This window comes from Streptomyces sp. NPDC086989 (assembly GCF_044745505.1).
In the GTDB taxonomy this organism is placed as follows: Bacteria; Actinomycetota; Actinomycetes; order Streptomycetales; family Streptomycetaceae; genus Streptomyces.
In genome coordinates this window covers 85,943-107,371 of record NZ_JBIVAL010000010.1, presented here as the reverse complement: position 1 = coordinate 107,371, position 21,429 = coordinate 85,943, and the positions used below count along the sequence as shown (strand labels likewise).

Annotated in this window: 19 protein-coding genes; 8 read left to right on the top strand and 11 right to left on the bottom strand. The window is 73.0% G+C overall.

Features of this window, described 5'->3' with window-relative positions; genetic code table 11:
* The first annotated feature begins 5 nt into the window (after positions 1 to 5).
* Entirely contained in the window at positions 6 to 1,238 is a 1,233-nt protein-coding gene (locus ACIPK4_RS24555; protein ID WP_402315948.1) for an acyl-CoA dehydrogenase family protein, read from the top strand.
* 189 nt (positions 1,239 to 1,427) lie between these two features.
* Entirely contained in the window at positions 1,428 to 2,627 is a 1,200-nt protein-coding gene (locus ACIPK4_RS24550; protein WP_402315946.1) for a S8 family serine peptidase, read from the top strand.
* Between the two features lie 131 nt (positions 2,628 to 2,758).
* Here the strand turns inward: ACIPK4_RS24550 and ACIPK4_RS24545 are convergent, their stop codons facing one another.
* From ACIPK4_RS24545 to ACIPK4_RS24535, 3 genes are all read right to left on the bottom strand, one after another.
* Positions 2,759 to 3,364: a TetR/AcrR family transcriptional regulator gene (locus tag ACIPK4_RS24545; RefSeq protein ID WP_054223727.1), complete on the bottom strand. Its 606-nt coding sequence runs from the start codon at positions 3,362 to 3,364 to the stop codon at positions 2,759 to 2,761.
* A 77-nt stretch (positions 3,365 to 3,441) separates the two neighbouring features.
* Positions 3,442 to 5,334 carry an AMP-binding protein gene (locus tag ACIPK4_RS24540; protein WP_402315944.1) on the bottom strand — a complete coding sequence of 631 codons (1,893 nt, stop codon included), beginning with the start codon at positions 5,332 to 5,334 and terminating at the stop codon, positions 3,442 to 3,444.
* Complete coding sequence (locus ACIPK4_RS24535) at positions 5,331 to 6,110, bottom strand: SDR family oxidoreductase (protein WP_402315942.1); 780 nt, start codon at positions 6,108 to 6,110, stop codon at positions 5,331 to 5,333. The genes ACIPK4_RS24540 and ACIPK4_RS24535 overlap by 4 nt, the downstream gene beginning before the upstream one ends.
* Positions 6,111 to 6,180: 70 nt before the next feature.
* Between ACIPK4_RS24535 and ACIPK4_RS24530 the strand changes: the two genes are divergently transcribed.
* The 4 genes from ACIPK4_RS24530 to ACIPK4_RS24515 all read left to right on the top strand — a co-directional run bounded on the left by ACIPK4_RS24530 (position 6,181) and on the right by ACIPK4_RS24515 (position 10,644).
* Positions 6,181 to 7,464 carry an exo-beta-N-acetylmuramidase NamZ domain-containing protein gene (locus tag ACIPK4_RS24530; RefSeq protein ID WP_402315940.1) on the top strand — a complete coding sequence of 428 codons (1,284 nt, stop codon included), beginning with the start codon at positions 6,181 to 6,183 and terminating at the stop codon, positions 7,462 to 7,464.
* An 86-nt stretch (positions 7,465 to 7,550) separates the two neighbouring features.
* Complete coding sequence (locus tag ACIPK4_RS24525; protein WP_402315938.1) at positions 7,551 to 8,990, top strand: serine-threonine protein kinase; 1,440 nt, start codon at positions 7,551 to 7,553, stop codon at positions 8,988 to 8,990.
* A 152-nt stretch (positions 8,991 to 9,142) separates the two neighbouring features.
* Positions 9,143 to 9,769: a hypothetical protein gene (locus ACIPK4_RS24520; protein WP_402315936.1), complete on the top strand. Its 627-nt coding sequence runs from the start codon at positions 9,143 to 9,145 to the stop codon at positions 9,767 to 9,769.
* A 68-nt stretch (positions 9,770 to 9,837) separates the two neighbouring features.
* Entirely contained in the window at positions 9,838 to 10,644 is an 807-nt protein-coding gene (locus ACIPK4_RS24515; protein WP_402315934.1) for a 3-keto-5-aminohexanoate cleavage protein, read from the top strand.
* Here ACIPK4_RS24515 and soxR read toward each other — a convergent pair.
* Positions 10,625 to 11,068 (bottom strand): redox-sensitive transcriptional activator SoxR, encoded by a 444-nt coding sequence (gene soxR, locus ACIPK4_RS24510; protein WP_376195478.1) that lies wholly within the window; start codon positions 11,066 to 11,068, stop codon positions 10,625 to 10,627. The two genes, ACIPK4_RS24515 and soxR, sit on opposite strands and share 20 nt — an antisense overlap.
* A 112-nt stretch (positions 11,069 to 11,180) precedes the next feature.
* Between soxR and ACIPK4_RS24505 the strand changes: the two genes are divergently transcribed.
* On the top strand, positions 11,181 to 11,642 hold the full coding sequence (locus ACIPK4_RS24505; RefSeq protein ID WP_402315932.1) for a MaoC family dehydratase: 462 nt from the start codon (positions 11,181 to 11,183) through the stop codon (positions 11,640 to 11,642).
* Here the strand turns inward: ACIPK4_RS24505 and ACIPK4_RS24500 are convergent.
* The 3 genes from ACIPK4_RS24500 to ACIPK4_RS24490 form a co-directional block, all read right to left on the bottom strand.
* On the bottom strand, positions 11,633 to 12,298 hold the full coding sequence (locus ACIPK4_RS24500; protein ID WP_376195482.1) for a TetR/AcrR family transcriptional regulator: 666 nt from the start codon (positions 12,296 to 12,298) through the stop codon (positions 11,633 to 11,635). The two genes, ACIPK4_RS24505 and ACIPK4_RS24500, sit on opposite strands and share 10 nt — an antisense overlap.
* Positions 12,299 to 12,394: 96 nt before the next feature.
* The gene (locus tag ACIPK4_RS24495) at positions 12,395 to 12,685 is read right to left on the bottom strand and encodes a YiaA/YiaB family inner membrane protein (RefSeq protein WP_054225663.1); all 291 of its coding nucleotides are present in this window, start codon (positions 12,683 to 12,685) and stop codon (positions 12,395 to 12,397) included.
* 132 nt (positions 12,686 to 12,817) lie between these two features.
* Positions 12,818 to 13,969: an acyl-CoA dehydrogenase family protein gene (locus ACIPK4_RS24490; protein WP_402315930.1), complete on the bottom strand. Its 1,152-nt coding sequence runs from the start codon at positions 13,967 to 13,969 to the stop codon at positions 12,818 to 12,820.
* A gap of 76 nt (positions 13,970 to 14,045) precedes the next feature.
* Between ACIPK4_RS24490 and ACIPK4_RS24485 the strand changes: the two genes are divergently transcribed.
* Positions 14,046 to 14,756, top strand: coding sequence for a TetR/AcrR family transcriptional regulator (locus ACIPK4_RS24485; RefSeq protein ID WP_402315928.1), 711 nt, complete (start codon positions 14,046 to 14,048; stop codon positions 14,754 to 14,756).
* A gap of 19 nt (positions 14,757 to 14,775) precedes the next feature.
* Here the strand turns inward: ACIPK4_RS24485 and ACIPK4_RS24480 are convergent, their stop codons facing one another.
* From ACIPK4_RS24480 to ACIPK4_RS24465, 4 genes are all read right to left on the bottom strand, one after another.
* Positions 14,776 to 15,864, bottom strand: a complete 1,089-nt coding sequence (locus ACIPK4_RS24480) for a Zn-dependent alcohol dehydrogenase (protein WP_402315926.1) — start codon at positions 15,862 to 15,864, stop codon at positions 14,776 to 14,778.
* A 64-nt stretch (positions 15,865 to 15,928) separates the two neighbouring features.
* Entirely contained in the window at positions 15,929 to 17,341 is a 1,413-nt protein-coding gene (locus ACIPK4_RS24475) for an aldehyde dehydrogenase family protein (protein ID WP_402315925.1), read from the bottom strand.
* A gap of 105 nt (positions 17,342 to 17,446) precedes the next feature.
* Positions 17,447 to 19,024 (bottom strand): CitMHS family transporter, encoded by a 1,578-nt coding sequence (locus tag ACIPK4_RS24470; RefSeq protein ID WP_402315924.1) that lies wholly within the window; start codon positions 19,022 to 19,024, stop codon positions 17,447 to 17,449.
* A gap of 73 nt (positions 19,025 to 19,097) precedes the next feature.
* Entirely contained in the window at positions 19,098 to 21,371 is a 2,274-nt protein-coding gene (locus ACIPK4_RS24465) for a molybdopterin-dependent oxidoreductase (RefSeq protein ID WP_402315922.1), read from the bottom strand.
* Positions 21,372 to 21,429 lie beyond the last annotated feature (58 nt).

The following is a 21,429-nucleotide window of genomic DNA, read 5'->3' as shown; positions in this document are numbered from 1 at the left end:
ACACCATGGACTTCGCATTCGACGCCCGGACCGAGGAACTCCGCGAGCGGCTCCTCGCGTTCATGGAGGAGTACGTGTACCCGGCGGAGCCCGTCGCCGCCGAGCAGCGCGCGCGGCTGGCCTCGCCCTGGGACACCCCGGCCGTCTTCGGTGAGCTGAAGGCCGAGGCGCGCCGTCAGGGCCTGTGGAACCTCTTCCTTCCCAGCGCCGAGCACGGCGCTGGGCTGACCAACCTCCAGTACGCCCCGCTCGCCGAGATCACCGGCCGCAGCCCGCACCTGGCGCCGATGGCGACCAACTGCGCGGCCCCGGACACCGGGAACATGGAGCTGCTCGCGCAGTTCGGCGACGAGGCGCAGAAGAAGCAGTGGCTCCAGCCGCTGCTGGCCGGGGAGATCCGGTCCGCGTTCGCGATGACCGAGCCGGAGGTCGCCTCCTCGGACGCGACGAACATCGAGACGCGGATCGAGCGTTCGGCCGACGGTGCCGCGTACGTCGTGACGGGCCGCAAGTGGTTCATCTCCGGGGCCATGAACCCGGACTGCAAGATCTTCATCGTCATGGGCAAGACCGATCCGGACGGCGCGGATCCGCGGCGCCAGCAGTCGATGATCCTGGTCCCCCGCGACGCTCCGGGCGTGGAGGTGCGCCGGGCGATGACCGTGTACGGGTACGAGGACCACGACCACGGCGGCCATGCCGAGGTGGTCTTCCACGGGGTCCGGGTGCCGGCCGCGAACCTGATCGGCGAGGAGGGCACCGGCTTCGCCATCGCCCAGGCCCGGCTCGGGCCGGGCCGGATCCACCACTGCATGCGGCTGATCGGCATGGCGGAGCGGGCCATCGAGCTGATGTGCCGGCGCGCGGTGGGGCGTACGGCCTTCGGCAAGGAGCTGGCCGCCCAGGGCGTCGTACAGAGCTGGATCGCGGACGCCCGGGTCACCGTGGAGCAGCTGCGCCTTCTGGTGCTGAAGACGGCCTGGCTGATGGACACGGTCGGCAACCGTGGCGCGCACACCGAGATCCAGGCCATCAAGATCGCGACGCCGCGGGCGGTGGTGCGGATCCTCGACGACGCGGTGCAGCTGCACGGTGCGGGCGGGGTGAGTCAGGACTTCCCGCTGGCCGAACTGTGGGCGGCGGCAAGGACTTTGCGGCTGGCGGACGGTCCGGACGAGGTGCACCAGCGTTCGCTGGCGCACCGGGAGCTGAAGAGGTACGCCGGGCTCCGCGGCTGAACGTGGAGGAATCGTGCGGGAGTTCGTGCGAACCCATGTGCGAGGTGAAGGCGATGCGGGGGGCTTTTTAAGAAAGCTTGTTGAATAACCCTTTACCCCCGGGGCGTTCTTGATTTGCGCCTGTCAATCGGAAGAGGGTTCTCCAGAAGGTTTGACGCCCCACACGTCAACATGAGGAGAACCCTCCAGATGGCAACTCACAAGCGCTCGCGCGGTTTCCGGTACGCGGCAGTCGCCACGGGAGCCGCCACCGCGGCCGCCGTGACCCTGCTCGCCACCCCCTTCGCGGGGGCCTCGACACCGGCCGAAGGCACGGTGTTCGGACTGGGTGCGCCCGGCGCGATCAGCGGTAGCTACGTCGTCATACTCGACGCATCCGCGAACAAGGAACAGCTGGCCAAGAAGTACGGAGGCGAGCTGAAGCGCACCTACAGCTCCGGGGTCAACGGCTTCTCGGTGGCCGGCCTGAGCGAGACCAAGGCCAAGCGGCTCGCCGCGGACCCGGCCGTCGGCAAGGTCGTGCAGAACAAGAAGTTCACCATCAACGCCACTCAGGACAACCCGCCCTCATGGGGGCTGGACCGGATCGACCAGACGGCCAAGCCGGGGGACAAGAAGTACAACTACCCCGACAGCGCCGGCGAGGGCGTGACGGCGTACGTCATCGACACCGGTATACGCACGACCCACAAGGACTTCGGCGGCCGCGCCACGTCCGGCTTCGACGCCGTCGACAACGACGACAGCGCCGACGACGGCAACGGCCACGGCACGCACGTCGCGGGCACCATCGCGGGGACCGCGCACGGCGTCGCCAAGAAGGCGAAGCTGGTCGCGGTGCGGGTGCTCGACGACAACGGCTCCGGCACCACCGAGCAGGTCGTCGCCGGCATCGACTGGGTCACCCAGCACCACTCGGGGCCCTCGGTGGCCAACATGAGCCTGGGCGGCGGCGCGGACGAGGCGCTGGACGAGGCCGTGCGCCGGGCCATCGCCTCGGGCGTCACCTTCGCGGTGGCGGCGGGCAACGAGTCGGCGGACGCCGGTCAGGGCTCCCCCGCCCGGGTTCCGGAGGCGATCACCGTCGCGTCCAGCACCATCGACGACCAGCAGTCCTCGTTCTCCAACTTCGGCTCCGTCGTGGACCTCTACGCGCCGGGCTCGGACATCACCTCCGACTGGAAGGACAGCGACACCGCCACCAAGACCATCTCGGGCACCTCCATGGCCACCCCGCACGTGACGGGCGCCGCGGCGGTCTACCTGGCCGGACACCCGTCCGCGACCCCGGCGCAGACGGCTTCCGCACTGACGGGCGCGGCCACGGCCGGCGCGGTGACCAACCCGTCGGCGGGCACGGCGAACAAGCTGCTGAAGGTCGCCCCGTAGCGGCGACCGGCCGCACTGACCGGACGTACGAGATGCACTGACCGGACGTACCGAAGGGCCCGTCCCCGTCCGCCCCTGCCAGGGGTGGACGGGGGCGGGCCGTCGTCGGTGCGCGGTCCGCGGTCCGCGGTTCAGGGGCGCAGCGCGCGCAGCAGCAGGTCGGCGAGGTGGTCGGCGACCTCCCGGGGCGTGAGCGGGCCGTCCGTCCGGTACCAGGTGGAGAGGTGGTGGACGGAGCCGAAGTGGTAGTCCACCACCAGGTCCGCGGGCGTGGCGGTGGAGAACACGCCGGTGCGCTGGCCTTCCTCGACCAGCGCCCGGAAGCGCTCGTGGTAGCGCCGGCGCTCCGCCCGCACCTGCTTGAACTTCTCCGGGCTGAGCTGGTGCATCGACCGGAAGAAGATCGCCGCGTCGTCGAGGTTCTCGATGGTGGTGACCACCACGTCGGCGGCCGCGGCGCGCAGCCGCTCCTCGACGGGGGCGTCGGAACCGGCCACCGCGTCCAGCCGCTGCTGCTGGAGGCGCAGCATCCGCGCGTACACCTCGTGCAGCAGGTCGTCCTTGGATCCGAAGTAGTGGTACAGCGCCCCCTTGGTGACCCCGGCCGCCTCGACGATCTCCTGTACCGAGGTGCGGTCGTAGCCGCGCTCGGCGAACAGCCGGGTGGCGACGGCCAGCAGCCGCTGCGGCACCGGGGCCTCGTGCGTGCCTTCGGGCTCCGTGCTCCTGGCAGCCATGGCGCTGACCTTCCCTTCCCTGTTCTCTGGCCCGTCCGGCCAGTGGTACGAGCAGCTGTATGACCGTACGGCTGTTTTCAGCCGCGGTCGCGCAGTTCCCGTCGCAGGATCTTGCCACTCGTCGTCTTCGGCAGAACAGGCAGGATCTCCACTTGGCGCGGGTATTTGTACGCGGCGATGCGGGCGGCGCAGTACGCGGACAGCTCCTCCGGTTCGGCCGAGGTGCCGGGGCGCAGGCTCACGTACGCCTTCACGCTCTCGCCGCGGTACGGGTCGGGCACGCCGACCACGGCCGCCTCCCGCACGGCGGGGTGGCCGTAGAGCACGTCCTCGACCTCGCGCGGCCAGACCTTGAACCCGGAGGCGTTGATCATGTCCTTCTTGCGGTCGACGACGTACAGCCAGCCCTCGGCGTCCATGAAGCCGACGTCGCCGGTGCGCAGTTCCCCGTCCGGGAAGGCCTTGGCGGTCTCGGCGGGCAGCCCCCAGTAGCCGGGGACGACCTGGGGGCCGCGGACGGCTATCTCGCCGGTCTCGCCGAAGGGCACCTCGGCCCCGTGCTCGTCCAGGATCCGTACGACGGTGTCGGCGCCGGGCAGTCCCACGGACAGGGTGCCGGAGGCGGGGTCCACGGGGGCTTCGAGGTGCGGGGGCACGGAGGCGCAGGGCGCGGTGCACTCGGTCAGCCCGTAGCCGTTGCGCAGGTAGAAGCCGAAGGCGGCGCGGAGGCGTTCGACGAGGGCGGGCGGGAGGGGGGCGCCGCCGGAGGAGATCACCTGGAACGAGGCGAAGTGGTCCCGGGTGACGCCGGGGTGGGCGGCCAGGGCCATGAAGGCGGTGGCCGGGCCGACGGTGTAGGCGGGGCGGTGCTCCAGGAAGGCGTCGAGGACGACGCCGGCGTCGAAGCGGTGCGCGAGGACGAGGGTGCCGGCGTTGACGAGGCAGGCGCCGAGCTCGCAGACCATGCCGGTGATGTGGAAGAGCGGTGCGAGGGCGAAGTACGTGGCGCCCTCGGGGAGCGGGTGCCCGGTGACCTGGCGGACGGCGTTGTGGGTGAGCGCGCCGTGCGGGTTCATGGCGCCCTTGGGGGTGCCGCTGGTGCCGGAGGTGTAGCTGATGAGCGCGGTGTCGGCGGCGGTGAATCCGGGGTCGGGCGGGGCGGGGTGGCCCTGGCGCGCCACGGCGGCCAGATCGGCTCGGGCGGGTCCCACCGGGGCACCGGCGCGGGGACGGGCGGGCCCGTCCTGCGACGCGCCGGACTGCTGGGCCCCGGGCTGTGGGATCCCGGACTGCGGGGCCCCGGGCTGCGCGACCCCGGTCTGCGGGGAGCCGTCGGGCGCGGATCGGTCGTTCGGGGAGCCGTCGGGCGCGGCTCCGTGGTGCGGGGGTCCGCCCTGCGGGGTGCGCGGGTGCGGGACCGCCCCGGCTGCGCCCGCCGGAGACGGCGCGGGGGAAGCCGGGGGGAACACGCGCGGGTCGTTGCGGGTCTGGAACTCGTGGTCCGAGGCGGTCAGGACGGCCCGTACCGCCGTGTCACGGACGGCTCCGGCCAGGTACGCCGACCACGCCCCGCCCTCGCACAGCAGCGCGACGGCCCCGGAATCGCGCAGGATGTGCCCGACCTCTCCCGCTTTGTACATGGGGTTGAGAGGGACGACCACCGCCCCGGCCTTCCATGCGGCCAGCGCGGCGAGCACGAAGTGCGGGGTGTTCTGGAGCATGACCGCGACCCGGTCCCCGCGGCCGACGCCGTGTGCGGCGAGGTGGCCGGCGACGGAGTCGGAGAGGGCGTCGGCCTCCGCGTAGCCGATGCGGCCGTCGAAGTAGGCCAGCGCGGTGCGCCCGGGGGCGTGGGCGACGGCCTCACGGAAGGCGTGCAGCAGGCTGGGCGGCGGGCAGACGGGGGCCCGCTGGGCGGGGCTGAGGAGCGCGAGCCACGGCTTGGCGGCGTAGCCGGCGGCCGCGGTCACCTGGCCTCCCACTTCCGCTGGAGGTGGTTCATGCCGGCGAGCCAGCGGTCCGGTTCGGTGGCGCGCGCGGCGTAGTAGTCCGCGACCTCGGGGTGCGGGAGGATCAAGAACCGGCCCTTCTCCATGCCGTCGAACAGTGCGTCCGCAACCGCTGCCGGCTCGATCGCGGTCGGCGCGAGAACGAGTTCGCCCGCCGAGCCCGCGGCCGTCAGCATGTCGGTGCGGACCCCCTGCGGGCAGATGGCGTGCACCTCCACACCGCGGTGGCGGTAGGTCAGCGAGAGCCACTCCGCGAAGGCGAGCGCACCGTGCTTGGTGACACTGTACGGCGCCGCCCCGATCATGGTGAGCAGCCCTGCGGCCGAGACGGTGGACACGAAGCGGCCGCTCCCGCGCTCCAGCCAGTCGGGCAGCAGCAGCCGGGCGGCGCGGACGTGCGCCATGACGTTGGTGTCCCAGGCCGCCTCCCAGACGGCCTCGTCGGCGAACGCGTCCCCTCCCGAGGCGAGTCCGGCGTTCGCGCAGTAGACGTCCACCCTGCCGCCGAGCGCCTCGCGGGCCTCGGCGACGACGGCCGACGCATCGCCCGGGACCGGGATGGCCCGGGCGCCGATCCCGGCCGCCACGGCGGCGGCCTTGGCGGCGTCGAGGTCGTTGACCACGACCGTGGCCCCCTCGGCGGCGAAGCGGTGGGCGAGGGCGGCTCCGATGCCGCCGCCCGCGCCGGTGACGACGACTCGCTGGTCCTGGTACGCGCTCACGGGATCACCTTTCATGGCCGGATGCCGGGCAGACTAACCGGTCGGTATGTCGGGGTGGAAGAGGGGCGGCGCCTAGCGTGGCCGGATGATGCTGTCGCGACGGGGGCTGCTGGGCCTGGCGGGAACGACGGGGGCCCTGGGCACCCTCGGGGCGGTGGGTGCGGCCCCCGGCCGGGCCCCGGCCCCGGCACCGCGGCCGGCGTCGGCAGGCGCTGCCGACCGGGTGCGCACCGGCTTCGAGCAGCTCGCCGCCGACGGCTACGCGGCGCTCGCCGGCCGGCGGGTCGGGGTCGTCACCAACCCCACCGGGATCACCGCCGACGCCCGCCACCTGGTCGACGTACTGCACGCGGACGCGCGGGTGAACCTGGTGGCGGTGTTCGGACCGGAGCACGGGTTCCGCGGGACGGCGCAGGCGGGCGACTCCGAGGCGGCGGGGCGCGATCCGGCGACCGGGCTGCCGGTGTACGACACGTACGGCCAGAGCGGGCAGAAGCTCGCGGACGTGTTCACGGCGGCCGGCATCGACACGGTCGTCTTCGACATCCAGGACGTCGGCGCCCGCTTCTACACCTACATCTGGACCCTGTACGACTGCATGCGCGCGGCCGCGCTCGCCGGCAAGGCGGTCGTCGTCCTGGACCGGCCGAACCCGGCGGGCGGGGTACGGGCCGCCGGCCCCGTGCTGGAACCCGCGTACGCGAGCGGCGTGGGCCGCGAGCCGATCGCGCTGGCGCACGGGATGACGGTGGCCGAACTGGCCCTGTTGTTCAACGGGGAGTTCCTGGCCGCGCAGCCGGTCGAGCTGCACACGGTCCGGATGACCGGGTGGCGGCGGGACTCCTTCTTCGGGGCGACCGGACTGCCCTGGGTGCCGCCGAGCCCGAACGTGCCGACTCCGGACACGGCCCTCGCGTACGCCGGCACCTGCGTGTTCGAGGGCACCAACCTGTCCGAGGGGCGCGGGACGACCACGCCGTTCGAGGTGGTCGGGGCGGAGGGCGTGGACCGGCGGTGGGCGGAGGCGGCCGAGGCGCTGGGACTGCCCGGGGTGTGGTTCCGCGAGGCCTGGTTCACACCGACGTTCTCCAAGTTCACGGGGAAGGTGTGCGGCGGGGTCCGGCTGATCGTGCACGACCGGGCGGCCTTCGATCCGGTGCGCGCCGGGATCGGGCTGCTGGTGACGGCGAAGCGGACGTGGAGCGGGTTCGCGTGGCGCACCGACCACTGGATCGACCAGCTGACCGGCTCGGACCGGGTGCGCAAGATGGTGGACGCGGGGGCCGGGGTCGAGGAGATCGCGGCCGACTGGGCGGCGGGACTGGAGCGGTTCGCGGCGGTGCGGGGTCGGTACCTGCTCTACCCGTGAATCCGCGGGTGCGGGGGTCTGGCCGGGCGGGTGCCGCAGCAGGATGCTGGACGGCACCGGAGAGGCGGCCCGCGGAGGGGGACCCCATGTCGGACGGAACGGGCAGAAGTGTCGGTATCGGTATGGAGGTCGGTCCGTACGCGGAGCTGACCTTCGACTCCGACGGGGACGTGGACCGGAGCAGCCGGGATGCGGTGGCCGCGCTGGAGGCCACCGACCTCCTGGTCTTCGCGCACGGCTGGAACAGCGACCGGTCGACGTCGACCCGGCTCTTCGACCGCTTCTACGCGCCCTTCCCGGGGCTGGTGGGGGCAGGGGTGCGGCTGGGGTTCGTGGGTGTCGTCTGGCCCTCGATCCGGTTCTCGGACGAGCCGATCCCGGACTTCGACCCGCACGGCGCACTCGCCGAGCCGGGCCACGGGACGGCCCTGGACCCCGCCACGCTCCGGGCGCTCGGGGAGTTCTGGCCGGGACGGGTGGCGGAGCTGGACCGGGTCGCGGAACTGCTGGAGGACCGGCCGGAGTCGGAGGCGGCCTTCACCGAGTTCGGCGCGCTGGTACGGGAGCTGGCGGGCGTGGACACGGTGGATCCGGCGGGCACGGCCCTCCTGGGCCCGGCCGCGCCCGTGGTGACCGACGTTTCCGGCACCGGCGTGACCGGCGTGTCCGTGGTGACCGGCGTGCCCGGCGTGCCCGTGGTGACCGACGTTCCGGGCGTGCCCGACGTGCCCGAGGTGCCCGAGGTGCCCGTGATCTTCACGCTGGACGTGCTGGAGGTCTGCCGGGCCCTCACCGAGGCGCTGGCCAGGGCGGGCGCACTCCCCGGGGGCGCCGCCGAGCCGGCCCTCTCCCCCGGCGGCGGCCTGCACGCGCTGTGGAACGGCGCCAAGGAGCTGCTGCGGCAGGCCACGTACTACCAGATGAAGAAGCGCGCCGGGACTGTCGGCGAGCACGGACTCGGGCCGGTGCTGGCCGAACTGGCGGCGCACCGACCGGCTCTGCGGGTCCATCTGATCGGCCACAGCTTCGGGGCCCGGGTGGTCTCCTTCGCGCTGCGCGCGGTCCCGGACGGGGCCCGGTACGTGAAGTCCGTGACGCTGCTCCAGGGGGCCTTCTCCCACTACGCCTTCGCCGACCGGCTCCCCCACGACAAGGGCCGCGGCGGCGCCCTGCGCGGCATGCAGCGCAAGGCCGACGGCCCGGTGGTCGCCTGCCACTCCCCGTACGACGCGGCCCTGGGGGTCTTCTATCCGCTGGCCTCCCGGATGGCAGGGGATTCGGCCGGTCTCCTCGGTTTCGACGAGCGGTGGGGCGCGATCGGTCACGACGGGGTACAAGCGGTACCGGGCACCCCGCGGCTCACCCTCGACGCGGCCCTGCGCTCGGGGGTCCCGGAGGCCGGTTGCGTCAGTGTGGACACCGGGTCCGTGGTCCGGCGCGGGGGTCCCCCGTCGGGGGCGCACAGCGACATCTGCCACGAGGAGCTGGCCCGGCTCGTGGTTGCCGCGGGGCGCATGGGGCGCTGACTTCCGGCCATGTGCCACCCGCACGCCTCGTCCGCCCCCGCATGCGCCCGCACCTGACCGGGCATGTTGGGCACATCTCACGGTGCGTCGTCGTTCGACGTCGTACGACGCCACCCGGTGCGGGCGTGGGCGCGTTCGGAGGTGAAGGTGTGATGGCGGGATTCCGAAGTCTTGCGTACCAGGTGCGGGACGCACGCAATGACCGTGCACTGCGGCGCCATTCGCTGCGCCGCTGCCTGGAGCGGTTCGCTCCGTACGGGCACCGGGCGACGTGGTGGCACCTGTGCGACCGGCACGGCATCGCCCCCGAGGACCGGGCGGCCGATCCGCAGCGGCTGGTCGCGGCGCTGGAGGAGCTGGAGGACGCGCGGGCGGTCTGGCTGGAGTACGAGCGCCAGTTCGCGGAGCGGCGCCGCCGCGAGAAACACCACGGGCTGCGCCGGCCGGAGTGGGCGTGGGGCGGCAGCGGGGATGCGGTGGTGCGGTGCGCCGATCCCGGAGTGCGGCCGGACGGGACGCTGGGCGACGTGCTGCGGCGGCTGGTCGCGGCACTGGAGTCGGAGCCGGGGACGGGCTGCCCGGTCTGCGGCGAACAGGAGCTGCGCTGGCCCGCGCAGCTGCCCGGGCCGAGACGGGGGCCCCGCGCGGGGCATGGCCATTGGGAGGGGGCGTGGGCCTGGGACGGGCCGGTCTGTGCGGGCTGCGGGATCGTCGTGCCCCGGCCGGCGCTGGCCGGCTCGGCGTCGATGGCGGACCCGGCATCGGCCGGGGCGGCATGAGCCCGCGGGGACCGGTCGGGGCGCCGGGGCCGATATCCGTGCCGGGGCCGGTGCCTGTGCCTGTGCCGGTGTCGGTATCCGTGTCGGTGCCGGTGCCGGTGTCGGTGCCGGTGCCGGTGTCGGTGCCGGTGTCGGTGTCGGTGTCGGTGAACGGTACGCGCAGCGCCGCCGACGGGACCGCCGTGCCCCTGTCCCCGCAGGACGTGGTGGAGTCGGCCCTCGGGGCGGTCGCCGCCGGGGCCGGGGAGGTGCTGGTGCATCCGCGGACCCCGTGCGGCCGGGAGAGCCTGTCGCCCCGGGTCGTGGGGCCCGTGCTGGAGGCGTTGCGGGGCGCGGGGGTCTCCGTACCGCTTTCGGTGCCGGCGGGCATCGGGGCCGAGCCGGATCCGGCGGGGCGGCTGGAGCGGGTCCGTTCGTGGACCGTGTTGCCCGACCGGGCGGTGGTGCCGTTCGCGGAGCCGGGGGCCGAGGAGCTGGCGGAGGCCCTGCTGGCGCGGGGCGTGGCGGTGGACGCGGTGGTTCCGCTGGGCGGCCCGGGCGCCGGGCGGGGGCCGGGGCCACTGACGCGGTTCCTGGCCTGGCCGGTCCGGTACCCGGCGCGCCTGCGGCTCGTGGTGGAACTGGCCACGGCCGATCCGGCGCTGGTGGCGGGGCTGCGGTGGCTGCCGCCGGTGCCGCTGCTGCTGTTCGGGCGGGAGGCCGCCGCCTGGCCGGTGCTGCGGCTGGCCGCGCAGTGCGGTGCGGGCGTCCGGACCGGCGTGGGCGACGTACTGCACCTGCCCGACGGGCGGCCGGCGCGGTCGAACGCGGAGCTGGTGGCGGCGGCCCGCGAGACGGCTGCCGCGCACGCCCCGGCTACAGCCTGGAGCCGGTGAGCCGCTCGCCGAAGACGTCGTCCGGGTTGGACAGCGTGCAGTTCTTCAGCGAGAGGCAGCCGCAGCCGATGCAGTCGGTCAAGTGGTCGCGCAGGCGCATCAACTGGGCGATCCGCTGGTCGAGTTCAGCGCGCCAGTCCTCCGAGAGCCGGGCCCAGTCCTCGCGGTTGGGGGTGCGTTCCTCGGGGAGCTGCGCGAGTGCGTCGCGGATGGCGGCGAGCGGGATGCCGACGCGCTGGGCGGCGCGCACGAATGCCACACGGCGCAGCGCGTCACGGCTGTAGCGACGCTGGTTGCCGGCGGTGCGGCGGCTGCTGATCAGGCCCTTGGTCTCGTAGAAGTGCAGCGCGGAGACGGCCGCGCCGCTGCGGGCGGACAGCTGGCCGACGGTGAGTTCGTGGATTTTTTCGGGAATCTGCGGCACGACGCCGAGGGTAGTCGGCCGGTCCGACATTCGTGGACAGACCTGTCGTTGACAGATACAGGCGACCCCACCATGCTGAGCAAGCGCTTATTCGCTCAGGAGAGGGAGAGGCATGGCCGAGCCGAGGATCTTCACGTCCGCCGAGGAACTGCGTGCAGGGATCGGGGAACCGCTCGGCCCGAGCGGGTGGCTGGAGGTGGACCAGAAGCGGATCGACCTCTTCGCCGATGCCACCGGTGACCACCAGTGGATCCACGTCGATCCGGCCCGCGCCGCGGAAGGGCCCTTCGGCTCCACGATCGCGCACGGTTATCTGACACTGTCGCTGCTGCCGAGCCTGGTGCCGCAGATCATGCGGGTCGAGGGCATGAAGATGGGCATCAACTACGGCACGGACAAGGTCCGTTTCCCGGCGCCGGTGCCGGTCGACTCGCGGCTGCGCGCCACCGCCGTGATCACCGGGGTCACGGAGGCGGGCGGCGGAGTCCAGGTGACGGCGACGGTCACGGTCGAGCGCGAGGGCGGCGACAAGCCGGTCTGCGTCGCGGAATCGGTGTCCCGCTACTACTTCTGAAGCAGGCCGGGGCCGGCGGACGCGGCGGGGCCGTCCGGGGTCGCACCCACCATGCGCAGCACGAGGTCGGCGTAGAGCGCGCCGACCTCGTCGGGCGTGCGGCGCCCGGCCGCGTTGAACCAGCGGGCCACGTCGATGCACAGGGACAGGACGGCGAGGGTGGTGCCGGGGACGTCGGGCACGTCGAACTCCCCCGCCGTGACGCCGTCGGCGAGGATGCGGCGGACGGCGGCATCGCTCTGCCGGCGCAGCTCCACGATCTCGGAGCGGTGCTCCGGGGCGAGGGCGTCGAGCTCGTACTGGACCACGCGCGCGGTCGTGTGGTGCGCGGCGTGCCAGAGCACGAAGGACCGTACGGCGGCGTCGAGCCGCTCGGAGGCCGTACCGGGGCCGGAGGCGGCCGTCTCCAGGATCTCCAGGGCCTTGTCGTGGCCGATCCGGCTGATCCGGTGGAGCAGTTCTTCCTTGGTCTTGTAGTGGATGTAGAGCGCGGCCGGACTCATTCCGGCCCGTCCTGCGATGTCACGTGTGGTGGTGGCGTGGTACCCGCGCTCCGCGAACGCTTCGACCGCGGCGACGAGCAGCCGCCGCGCGGCGTCGGGGGTGACCTCCGACCACGGCCGGTAGCCGCCGGTCGTCTCCTCCGCGCTGTCCATCGCTCGCTCACCCTCTTCGTTTCCGTGGAAGGAACACCTTACCGGAGGGTGAGCAAGCGCTTAGCCGAGATGGTCGACACGGCGGCCGCCCCGTGCTCAGACCTTCGGCTGGAACGGGTCGTAGTCGGCCATGATCTTCTCCATGCGGGCCTGGTCGACCCGGCTGACGATCTGCGTGAGCTCCTGGCGGTCGCGGATCACCTTGGCGAGGGTGAAGGCCGAGGTAGTGAGGTAGAGGACCGCGATGCCGAGGAAGGCTCGGACCCAGCCGTCCACCTGGAGGTGGTAGATCCCCAGGGTCACGGCACAGATCGCGACGCCGAAGGACGCGACGGCCTGGCCGTAGTACGCCGTCGAGTTGCGCTGCTTGACCGGTGTCTCGTTCATGGACCCAGCATCGGACGGCGTGACCGGGGCCACATGCGCGCACGTACTCAGGTGCGTACTCAGAAGGTGCGCATGCGGAAGGTGCGCACTCGGAAGGGGTGCGTTCAGAAGGGTGCGTTCAGAAGGGTGCGTTCAGAAGGCGGAGACGCCGGTGCGGGCACGGCCGATCAGCAGCTTCTGGATCTGACTGGTCCCCTCGTACAGGGTCATGACGCGCGCGTCGCGCAACAGCTTGCCCGCCGGGTACTCGTCGATGTAGCCGTATCCGCCGTGCACCTGGAGGGCGTTGCCCGCGGCACGCACGGCGGCCTCGGAAGCGAAGAGCTTTGCGGTGGAGGACTCGGTGGCGAAGGGCTGCCCGCGGTCGACGAGGTCGGCCACCCGCCAGGTGAGCAGGCGGGCCGCGTCCACGTCGACCGAGATGTCGGCGATCAGCTCCTGGACCAGCTGGTGGTGGGCTATGGGCTTGCCGAACTGCTCACGCCGGGCCGCGTACGAGACGGCCGCGTCCAGCGCCGCCTGCGCGATGCCGACGCAGCCCGCGGCGACCGACATCCGCCCCTTGGCCAGTGCGGACATCGCCACGGAGAAACCCTTGCCCTCGGGGCCGAGCATCACCGAGGCGGGGACGCGGACACCGTCGAGGGCGAGTTCGGCGGTGGCCTGGCCGCGCAGGCCGAGCTTGCCGTGGACCTCACGGCGGGTGAGCCCGGGGGTGTCGGCGGGGACGAGGAAGGCGGAGATCCCGCGGTGGCCCGGCTCGCCGCCGGTGCGGGCGAAGAGGAGGACCACGTCGGCCCAGGTGCCGTTGGTGATGAACATCTTGCTGCCGCTGATGACGTACGCGTCGCCCTCGCGCACGGCGCGGGTGGTGAGGCTGCCGGCGTCGGAGCCGGTGCCGGGCTCGGTCAGGCCGAAGCAGCCGAGCGCGTCGCCCGAGCAGAGGCGGGGCAGCCAGGCCCGCTTCTGCTCCTCGGTCCCCCAGGCGGCGATGGTCTTGGCGACCAGACCCAGGGAGACGGAGACGATCCCGCGCACCGCGGAGTCACCGCGGCCGAGTTCCTCGGTGACGAGGACGTAGGCGAGGTGGTCGCCGCCGGAGCCGCCGTACTCCTCGGGGACGGTCAGACCGAGGAAACCCAGGTCGCCGAGCTTCCTGACGATGGCCCGGTCCACGCTCTCGGCGCGGTCCCAGGCGGCGGCGTACGGGGCTATCTCGCGTTCGGTGAACTCGCGGGCGAGCCGGCGTACGGCCTCCTGCTCCTCGCTCAGCTCCAGGTTCACCGGGCACCTCCGGGGGTCCGGCGCGAGCTTAACTAGCACCGGTAGTTTTTTGCGGGCAGGCCCTACTATGTGGCGCATGGCCAGACCGCGCAAGCCCCTCCTGAGCAGAGACCGCATCGTTGAGGCGGCGGGTGCACTGGTGGACGCGGAGGGACTGGAGGCGGTGTCGACGCGGCGGCTGGCCGCCGCGCTGGGGGTCAGCGGGCCCTCCCTCTACAACCACTTCCGCACGAAGGACGAGATCCTGGACGCGGTCGCGGACGCGGTGAGCGCCAGGGTCGACTTGTCGATGTTCGAGCCGGCTGCGGGCCGGGGCTGGCGGGACGCCCTGCACGACTGGGCGCACTCCTACCGGGACGCACTGTCCGACCACCCGAACATCGTGCCGGTGCTGGCGCGCGGCCCGGGCCGGCGCCCGGCCGGCCTGCGGCTGGCCGACGCGGTGTTCGGCGCGATGACGGCGGCGGGCTGGCCACCGGCGCAGGCGACCCGGATCGGTGCGCTGATGCGGTACTTCATCCTGGGCTCGGCGGTGGGCTCGTTCGCCGGCGGGTTCGTGGACGACGAGGCGGCGTACGACCCGTCGGACTACCCGCACCTGGGCCAGGCCCATCTGCTGGCCGAGCATCGGCGCGAGGTGGACGACGGCGCCTTCGACACGGGCCTCGCGGCCCTGCTGGACGGCCTGGCCCTGCAGTACGAGGCGCTGACGGCAAGGTCACCGGGCGCCGCCGTGGCGGCGCCCGGACCCTGGGAGCCGGATCCGGATCCGGATCAGCGAGCCTAGAACGATCAGCGCGCAACGATCAGCGCGCCTGGAACACGATCAGCGAGCGGCCCCCCTTGCCCGTGAGCATGGCGTCGAAGGCGGCCGGGATGCCGTCGAGGGTGATGCGGTCGGTGACCAGGGAGGCCAGGTCGAGGCGGCCCGCGCGGACGTGATCGGCGATCACCGGGAGGTCGCGCGCGGGATCGCTGTTCCCGTACACGCAGCCGGTGAGGGTGCGGGCGAAGTGGAAGATCTCCAGGGCGTGGAACCCGACCCGCTGCTCCTTGCCGCCGATGCCGACGACCGTGGTGCGGCCGCCGCGGCGGGTGGAGTCCCAGGCTCCGCGGATGGACTCGGCCCGGCCGACGCACTCGACGGCGACGTCGGCGCCCTGCCCGCCGGTGAGGGCGCGGATCTGCTTGGCGGTGGTGTCGGAGGCGAGTACGAACTCGGTGGCTCCGGCCGCCCGGGCCAGTTCCTCCTTGGCCGGGGAGACGTCGACGGCAACGATGGGGCCGGCCTCGGCGATCCGGGCGGCCTGAAGGGCGGCCAGGCCGACTCCGCCGACACCGAAGACGGCGACGGACTCGCCGGGACGCACCCGGGCACTGTTGCGGACGGCGCCGTAGCCGGTGAGGACCGCGCAGCCGAGCAGGGCGGCCTCGGCGAGCGGGATCCCGGCGGGCGCGGGCAGCACGCAGTTGGCCGCCACGACCGTCTCCTCGGCGAACGCGGCCACGTTCAGCCCCGGGTGCAGCGGGGTGCCCTTGGTGTCGTGGGCGTAGACCGCGCCGACGCCGCTGAGCGCCTTGGCGCAGAGCCAGACCTCACCGATGGTGCAGTGGTGGCACTGCCCGCAGGACGGGGACCAGTTGAGCACCACCCCGTCGCCGGGGGCGACGTGGGTGACGCCCTCGCCGACGGCGAGGACCGTCCCCGAGCCCTCGTGGCCGAGGACGGCGGGGACGGGAACCGTCATGGTGCCGTCGGCGAGGGAGAGGTCGGAGTGGCAGACACCGGCTGCGGCGAGCCGCACCCGGACCTGACCGGGGCCGGGATCGGGCAGGACGATGTCCCGTATCTCCAGCGGGGCTCCGACTGCGGGCAGGATGGCGGCGCGGACCATGGTCGATTCCGTCTCTCGGGGGCTGAACGGCTGCGGGGCTCGGGGCGGCCGGGCGGCTGGGCGGCTAGAACTGCAGGGACTTGGTCTGGAGGTACTCGGCCAGGCCGTGCGGGCCGAGTTCGCGGCCGACGCCCGACTGCTTGTAGCCGCCGAAGGGCGCGAGCGGGTTGAAGCGTCCCCCGTTGATGTCGACCTGGCCGGTGTCCATGCGCCGCGCGAAGGCGACGGCCGTCTCCTCGTCGGCCGCCCAGACGGCGCCGCCCAGCCCGTACACCGTGCCGTTGGCGATGCGCAGGGCCTCGTCCTCGTCCTCGTACGGGAGGATCGACAGCACGGGGCCGAAGATCTCCTCCTGTGCGATGGTCATCTCGGGCGTGACGTCGGCGAACACGGTCGGGGCGATGAAGTACCCGCGCTCGTGCGGCGCGTCGGGGCCGCCGGCCACGAGGCGGGCACCCTCCTCGACGCCCTTGGCGATGTACGCGCGCACGCGGTCGCGCTGCTTGGCGTTGACGACCGGGCCGAGGCGGGTGCCCGGGTCGAGGGGGTCGCCGGAGGGGTACTTGGCGACGGCGGCGGCCGCGAGGGAGACCGCCTCGTCGTACTGGTCGCGGTGGACGAGCATCCGCGTGAGCGCGTTGCAGCTCTGGCCGGAGTTGTTCATGACGTGGCCCACGCCCGCCGCGACGGCCTTGGCCAGGTCGGCCCCGGGCAGGATGACATTGGCCGATTTGCCGCCGAGTTCGAGGGCGACGCGCTTGACGGCGGCGCCGGCCGTGGCGCCGATCTGCCGGCCGACCGCGGTGGAGCCGGTGAAGGAGACGAGGTCGACCCCTTCGTGCGCGGCCAGCGCCTGGCCGGCGACCGGGCCGGTGCCGGTCACCAGGTTGAACACTCCGGCCGGGATGCCCGCCTCGTGCACGGCTTCGGCGAAGAGCTGTGCGGTCAGCGGGGTGTCCTCGGCCGGCTTGAGGACGAGGGTGCAGCCGGCGGCGAGAGCGGGCGCCACCTTGGCAACGATCTGGTGCAGCGGGTAGTTCCAGGGCGTGATGGCCCCGACGACGCCGACCGGCTCCAGCAGCACGGTGGAGTTGCCGATCCGCTCTTCGAAGGCGTACGAGGCCCCCAGGTCGGCGAACGAGGAGGACACAGCGATCGGCGCGCCCACGTGGACCATCTCCGAGAAGCCCCGCGGGGAGCCGAGTTCGGCGGTGATGATCTCGGTGAACTCGGCCTTGCGGGCGACCAGCACGTCACGCAGCGCCCCGATCAGGGCGGCCCGCTCGGCCGGAGCCGTCGCCGCCCAGCCGGGGAGGGCGGCGCGTGCCGCGCGTACGGCCGCGTCCACGTCGTCGGCGGTTCCGGCCGGGACCCCGCCGATGACCTGCTCGTCCGCCGGGTTGATCACCTCGATCCGCTCGCGCCCGGCGGCGGGCCGCCATGCGCCGTCGATGTACATCCCGTCGTGGGCCTTCATGGCTTTTTCCTCCCGAGCACGCACCAGCGCGGTAGAGACCTGACCTCGTTCGACCACCCTACAAACTAGCGTCGGTAGTTTTCGGGGCGCCAGGGGTGCCCGGGATCAGATGATGCCGAAAAGCATCCCCGCCCCGAGGACGACGAGGGAGGTGAGGGCCGCCCATTTCACGGTGAAGCGGGTGTGGTCGCCGAACTCGACCTTGGCCATGCCGACGAGGACGTAGACGGCGGGAACCAGCGGGCTGGACATGTGCAAGGCCTGGCCGACCAGCGAGGCGCGGGCGATTTCGAGCGGGGAGACCCCGTGGGCGGCGCCGGCCTCGGCCAGCACCGGCAGCACGCCGAAGTAGAAGCCGTCGTTGGACATGAAGTAGGTGAGGGGCAGGCTGAGCAGGCCGGTGACCAGGGCCATGTGCGGACCCATGCCCTCGGGGACGGCGCCGACGAGCCAGTCGGCCATGTGCTTGACCATGCCGGTGCCACTGAGGACGCCGGTGAAGACGGCGGCGGCGAAGACCATGCCGGCGACGTTCAGGACGTTGTCGGCGTGCGCGGCGATCCGGGCCTTCTGGTCCGGCATGTGGGGGAAGTTGACGGTGAGGGCGAGGGCGGCGCCGAGGAGGAAGAGCACCGGGATGGGGAGCAGCTCCGTGATCATCGCGGTGAGGAGGGCGACGGTGAGGCCCGCGTTGAACCAGTAGAGGCGCGGACGCAGCGTCGGGCGGTCGGGGGCGAGCCCCTGGAAGCCGCCGCCCTGCACGGCGGAGCCGGCCGGTGCACCGCTGTCGGCAGGTCCGGTGCCGGCGGCGGGTCCGGTGCCCGAGACGGGGGCTGAGGACGGGCCGGATGCCGAGCCCGACCCGCCCGACCCGGTGGGCTCCGCGGCGGCCGTCCCGGATTCGACCGTCCCGGATTCGGTCGTCCTCGATTCGCTCGTCCTCGATTCGGCCGTCCCGGGTTCGGCCGTGCCGGCGTCGGCGGATCCCGTCGCGGCGACCAGCAGACGCTCCTCGACGGGCTCCGGGACCCGCCCGGACGCCTGTTCGCCGGTGCCGGGGATGGCCAGCGTCCCGATCCGCCGGCGTTCCCTGACGCCGAGGACGTACGCGAGGCCGAACACGAACAGCAGACCGACCCCGAGGGCGGGGATCATCGGGACGAAGATGTCGGAGGCGTCCAGCTTGAGGGCGGTGGCGGCGCGGGCCGTGGGACCGCCCCAGGGCAGGGTGTTCATGACGCCGTTGGCGGTGGCGGCGACGCCCGTCATCACCACCAGGCTGAGGCCGAGCCGCTTGTACAGCGGGTACATGGCCGACACGGTGATCATGAAGGTGGTCGATCCGTCGCCGTCGAGCGAGACGATCGCGGCGAGGACCGCCGTGCCGACCACGACCCGCACCGGGTCCGCCTTGCAGAACCGCAGGATGCCGCGCACGACCGGGTCGAACAGGCCGACGTCGATCATCACGCCGAAGTAGACGATGGCGAACATCAGCATGGCGGCGGTCGGCGCGAGTTTGCCGACGCCGTCGATGACGTAGTCGCCGAGGTGGGCGCCCTTGCCTGCGAACACGCAGAACAGCGCGGGAATGAGGACGAGCGCCGCGATGGGCGACATTTTCTTCAGCATGATCAGGACCAGGAAGGTGGCGATCATGGCGAAGCCGAGGAAGGTCAGCATGCAGGGAACGTAGGGGCCTCCTCATTGCGCCAACAAGACGTCCGGGCGTGAGCAATACGAGCAAAACCCCAGCTCAGGGCAGGGGTGTCAATTCGACGGGGAATCCGTTGAGCACCGCCGTGCCAGACAGCGGGTCGAGCCGGGAGCCGTCGAGCAGCTGGTTGACGTTGGCACCGGGCGCGGCGGAGGCGACGGAGAGGCGGGCCCCGTCACGGTCGTGGCCCCAGCCGTGCGGAAGGCTCACCACTCCGGTCCGGACGCTGTCGGTGACCTCGACGGGAACCTCCAGGCTGCCGCCGTCGGCGGTGATCCGGGCCAGGCCGCCCTCGGTGAGGCCGAGCCGCCCGGCGTCCAGCGGATGCACCTGGAGGGTGCAGCGGTTGGAACCTCCGGTGAGGGCCGGGACGTTGTGCAACCAGCTGTTGTTGGACCGCAGGTGGCGGCGGCCCACGAGCACCAGGGCGGTGGGGCGGTCGGCGAGCGCCGCGCGCAGCCTGGGGAGCTCGGCCGCGATCGGGTCCGGGATCAGCTCGATCCTGCCGCTGCGCGTCCTCAGCACGCCGGGGAGCCGGGGCCGCAGGGGGCCCAGGTCGATGCCGTGCGGGTGCGCGAGGAGCCGTTCCAGGCTGAGCCCCGCTCCCACTCCCGCTCCCGCTCCCGCCTCGGAGGCGGAGGCGGAGGCGGAGCCGGCCCCGAACCGGTCCCCGTACGGCCCGAGTCGGAGCATCAGGTCGAGCCGCCGCTCGGGGCCGCTCTCCCCGGTGAGCAGACCGGCCAGGCGCTCCGGGTCCTGTCCGTACAGCGGCGAGTGCGGGTCGGCGGCCTCCTTGGCGAGGGTGCCCTGGATGACCATGTCGTCCACGGCGTCCGGTGAGGCGGATCCGTGCATGCCGGACACGGCCAGGACGAGTCGGGCATGGATCTCGCACTCGTCGAGCCGCCCTGCTTCGAGGGGGACGGCGGCGCGGGTGTAGCGCACCTGGTTGCGGATGGCGAACCCGTTGAAGGCGAAGTCGTGGTGCGCGCTCTGTGAGGGCGGCGGCGGAGGCAGCACGACGTGGGCGTGGCGGGAGGTCTCGTTGAGGTACGGGTCGATGCTGACCATGAAGTCGAGGCCGGCCAGGGCCGCGTCGAGGCGCCGCCCGTCGGGTGCCGAGAGCACCGGGTTGGCGGCGATGGCGATAAGGGCACGGATGCGCCCCTCCCCCGGCGTCTCGATCTCCTCGGACAGGGCGGTGATGGGCAGTTCGGCCTTGGCCTCGGGATGGCCGCTGACCCGGCTGGTCCAGCGCCCCAGGGTGAAGCCCTTACCGGGACCGGCGGTGCGGGGCCGCGGCCCCGCGGCCGGGAGCGGGAAAAGGGCTCCCCCGGGCCGGTCGAGGTTGCCGGTGAGGATGTTCAGCACGTCGACCAGCCAGCTGGCGAGCGTGCCGTACTCGACGGTGCAGCTGCCGATCCGTCCGTAGACGGCGGCCGTGGGCGCGGCCGCGAGGTCACGGGCGAGGCCGCGGATCTCGGCGGCCGTGAGGTCGCAGGCGGGGGCGACGGCCTCAGGGGTGAAACTCCCGAGGGCCTCTGCGAGTTCCCCGAGCCCTTCGGTCAGTTCCTCCACCGCGCCGGGGGCGGCGAGCTCCTCCGCGAGGAGGGTGTGCGCGAGGGCGGCGAGCAGCAGGGCGTCGCTGCCGGGGCGCGGTGCCAGGTGGCGGTCGGCGAGCTTGGCCGTGCGGGTGCGACGGGGATCGACGACGACCAGGGTGCCGCCGCGGGCGCGCAGCGCCTTGAGCCGGCCGGGGAAGTCGGGCGCGGTGCACAGGGAACCGTTGGACTCGACCGGGTTGGCCCCGAGGAGCAGCAGGAAGTCGGTGCGGTCGAGGTCGGGGACCGGGATGGCGAAGGGGTCTCCGAAGAGGAGTCCGCTGGACACGTGCTTGGGCATCTGGTCGAGGGTGCTGGCGGTGAAGAGGTTGCGGGTGCCGAGGGCCTTGAGCAGCAGCGGCGGGTAGAGGGCGCCCGCCATGGTGTGCACGTTCGGGTTGCCGAGGACCACTCCGACGGACTGCGGGCCGTGCTCCTCCACGAGGGCCGGGATAGCGGCGGCGATGGCCTCGAACGCCTCCTCCCAGGTGGCCTCGCGCAGTCGGCCGTCGCGGCGGACGAGGGGCGTGCGCAGCCGGTCGGGGTCGGTGTCGAGCGCGCCGAAGGCCGCGCCCTTGGGGCAGATGAACCCGCGGCTGAACACGTCGTCGCGGTCCCCGCGGGCGCCGGTGACGGTCGTCCCCTCGATGCTGAGGGTGAGGCCGCAGGTGGCTTCGCAGAGCGGGCAGATGCGCAGGGCGGTGCGGGGCATGGGCCCTCCAGGGACGGCAGGCTGCGACGTGAACACGCTGGCGAGCCGAGCATACCGA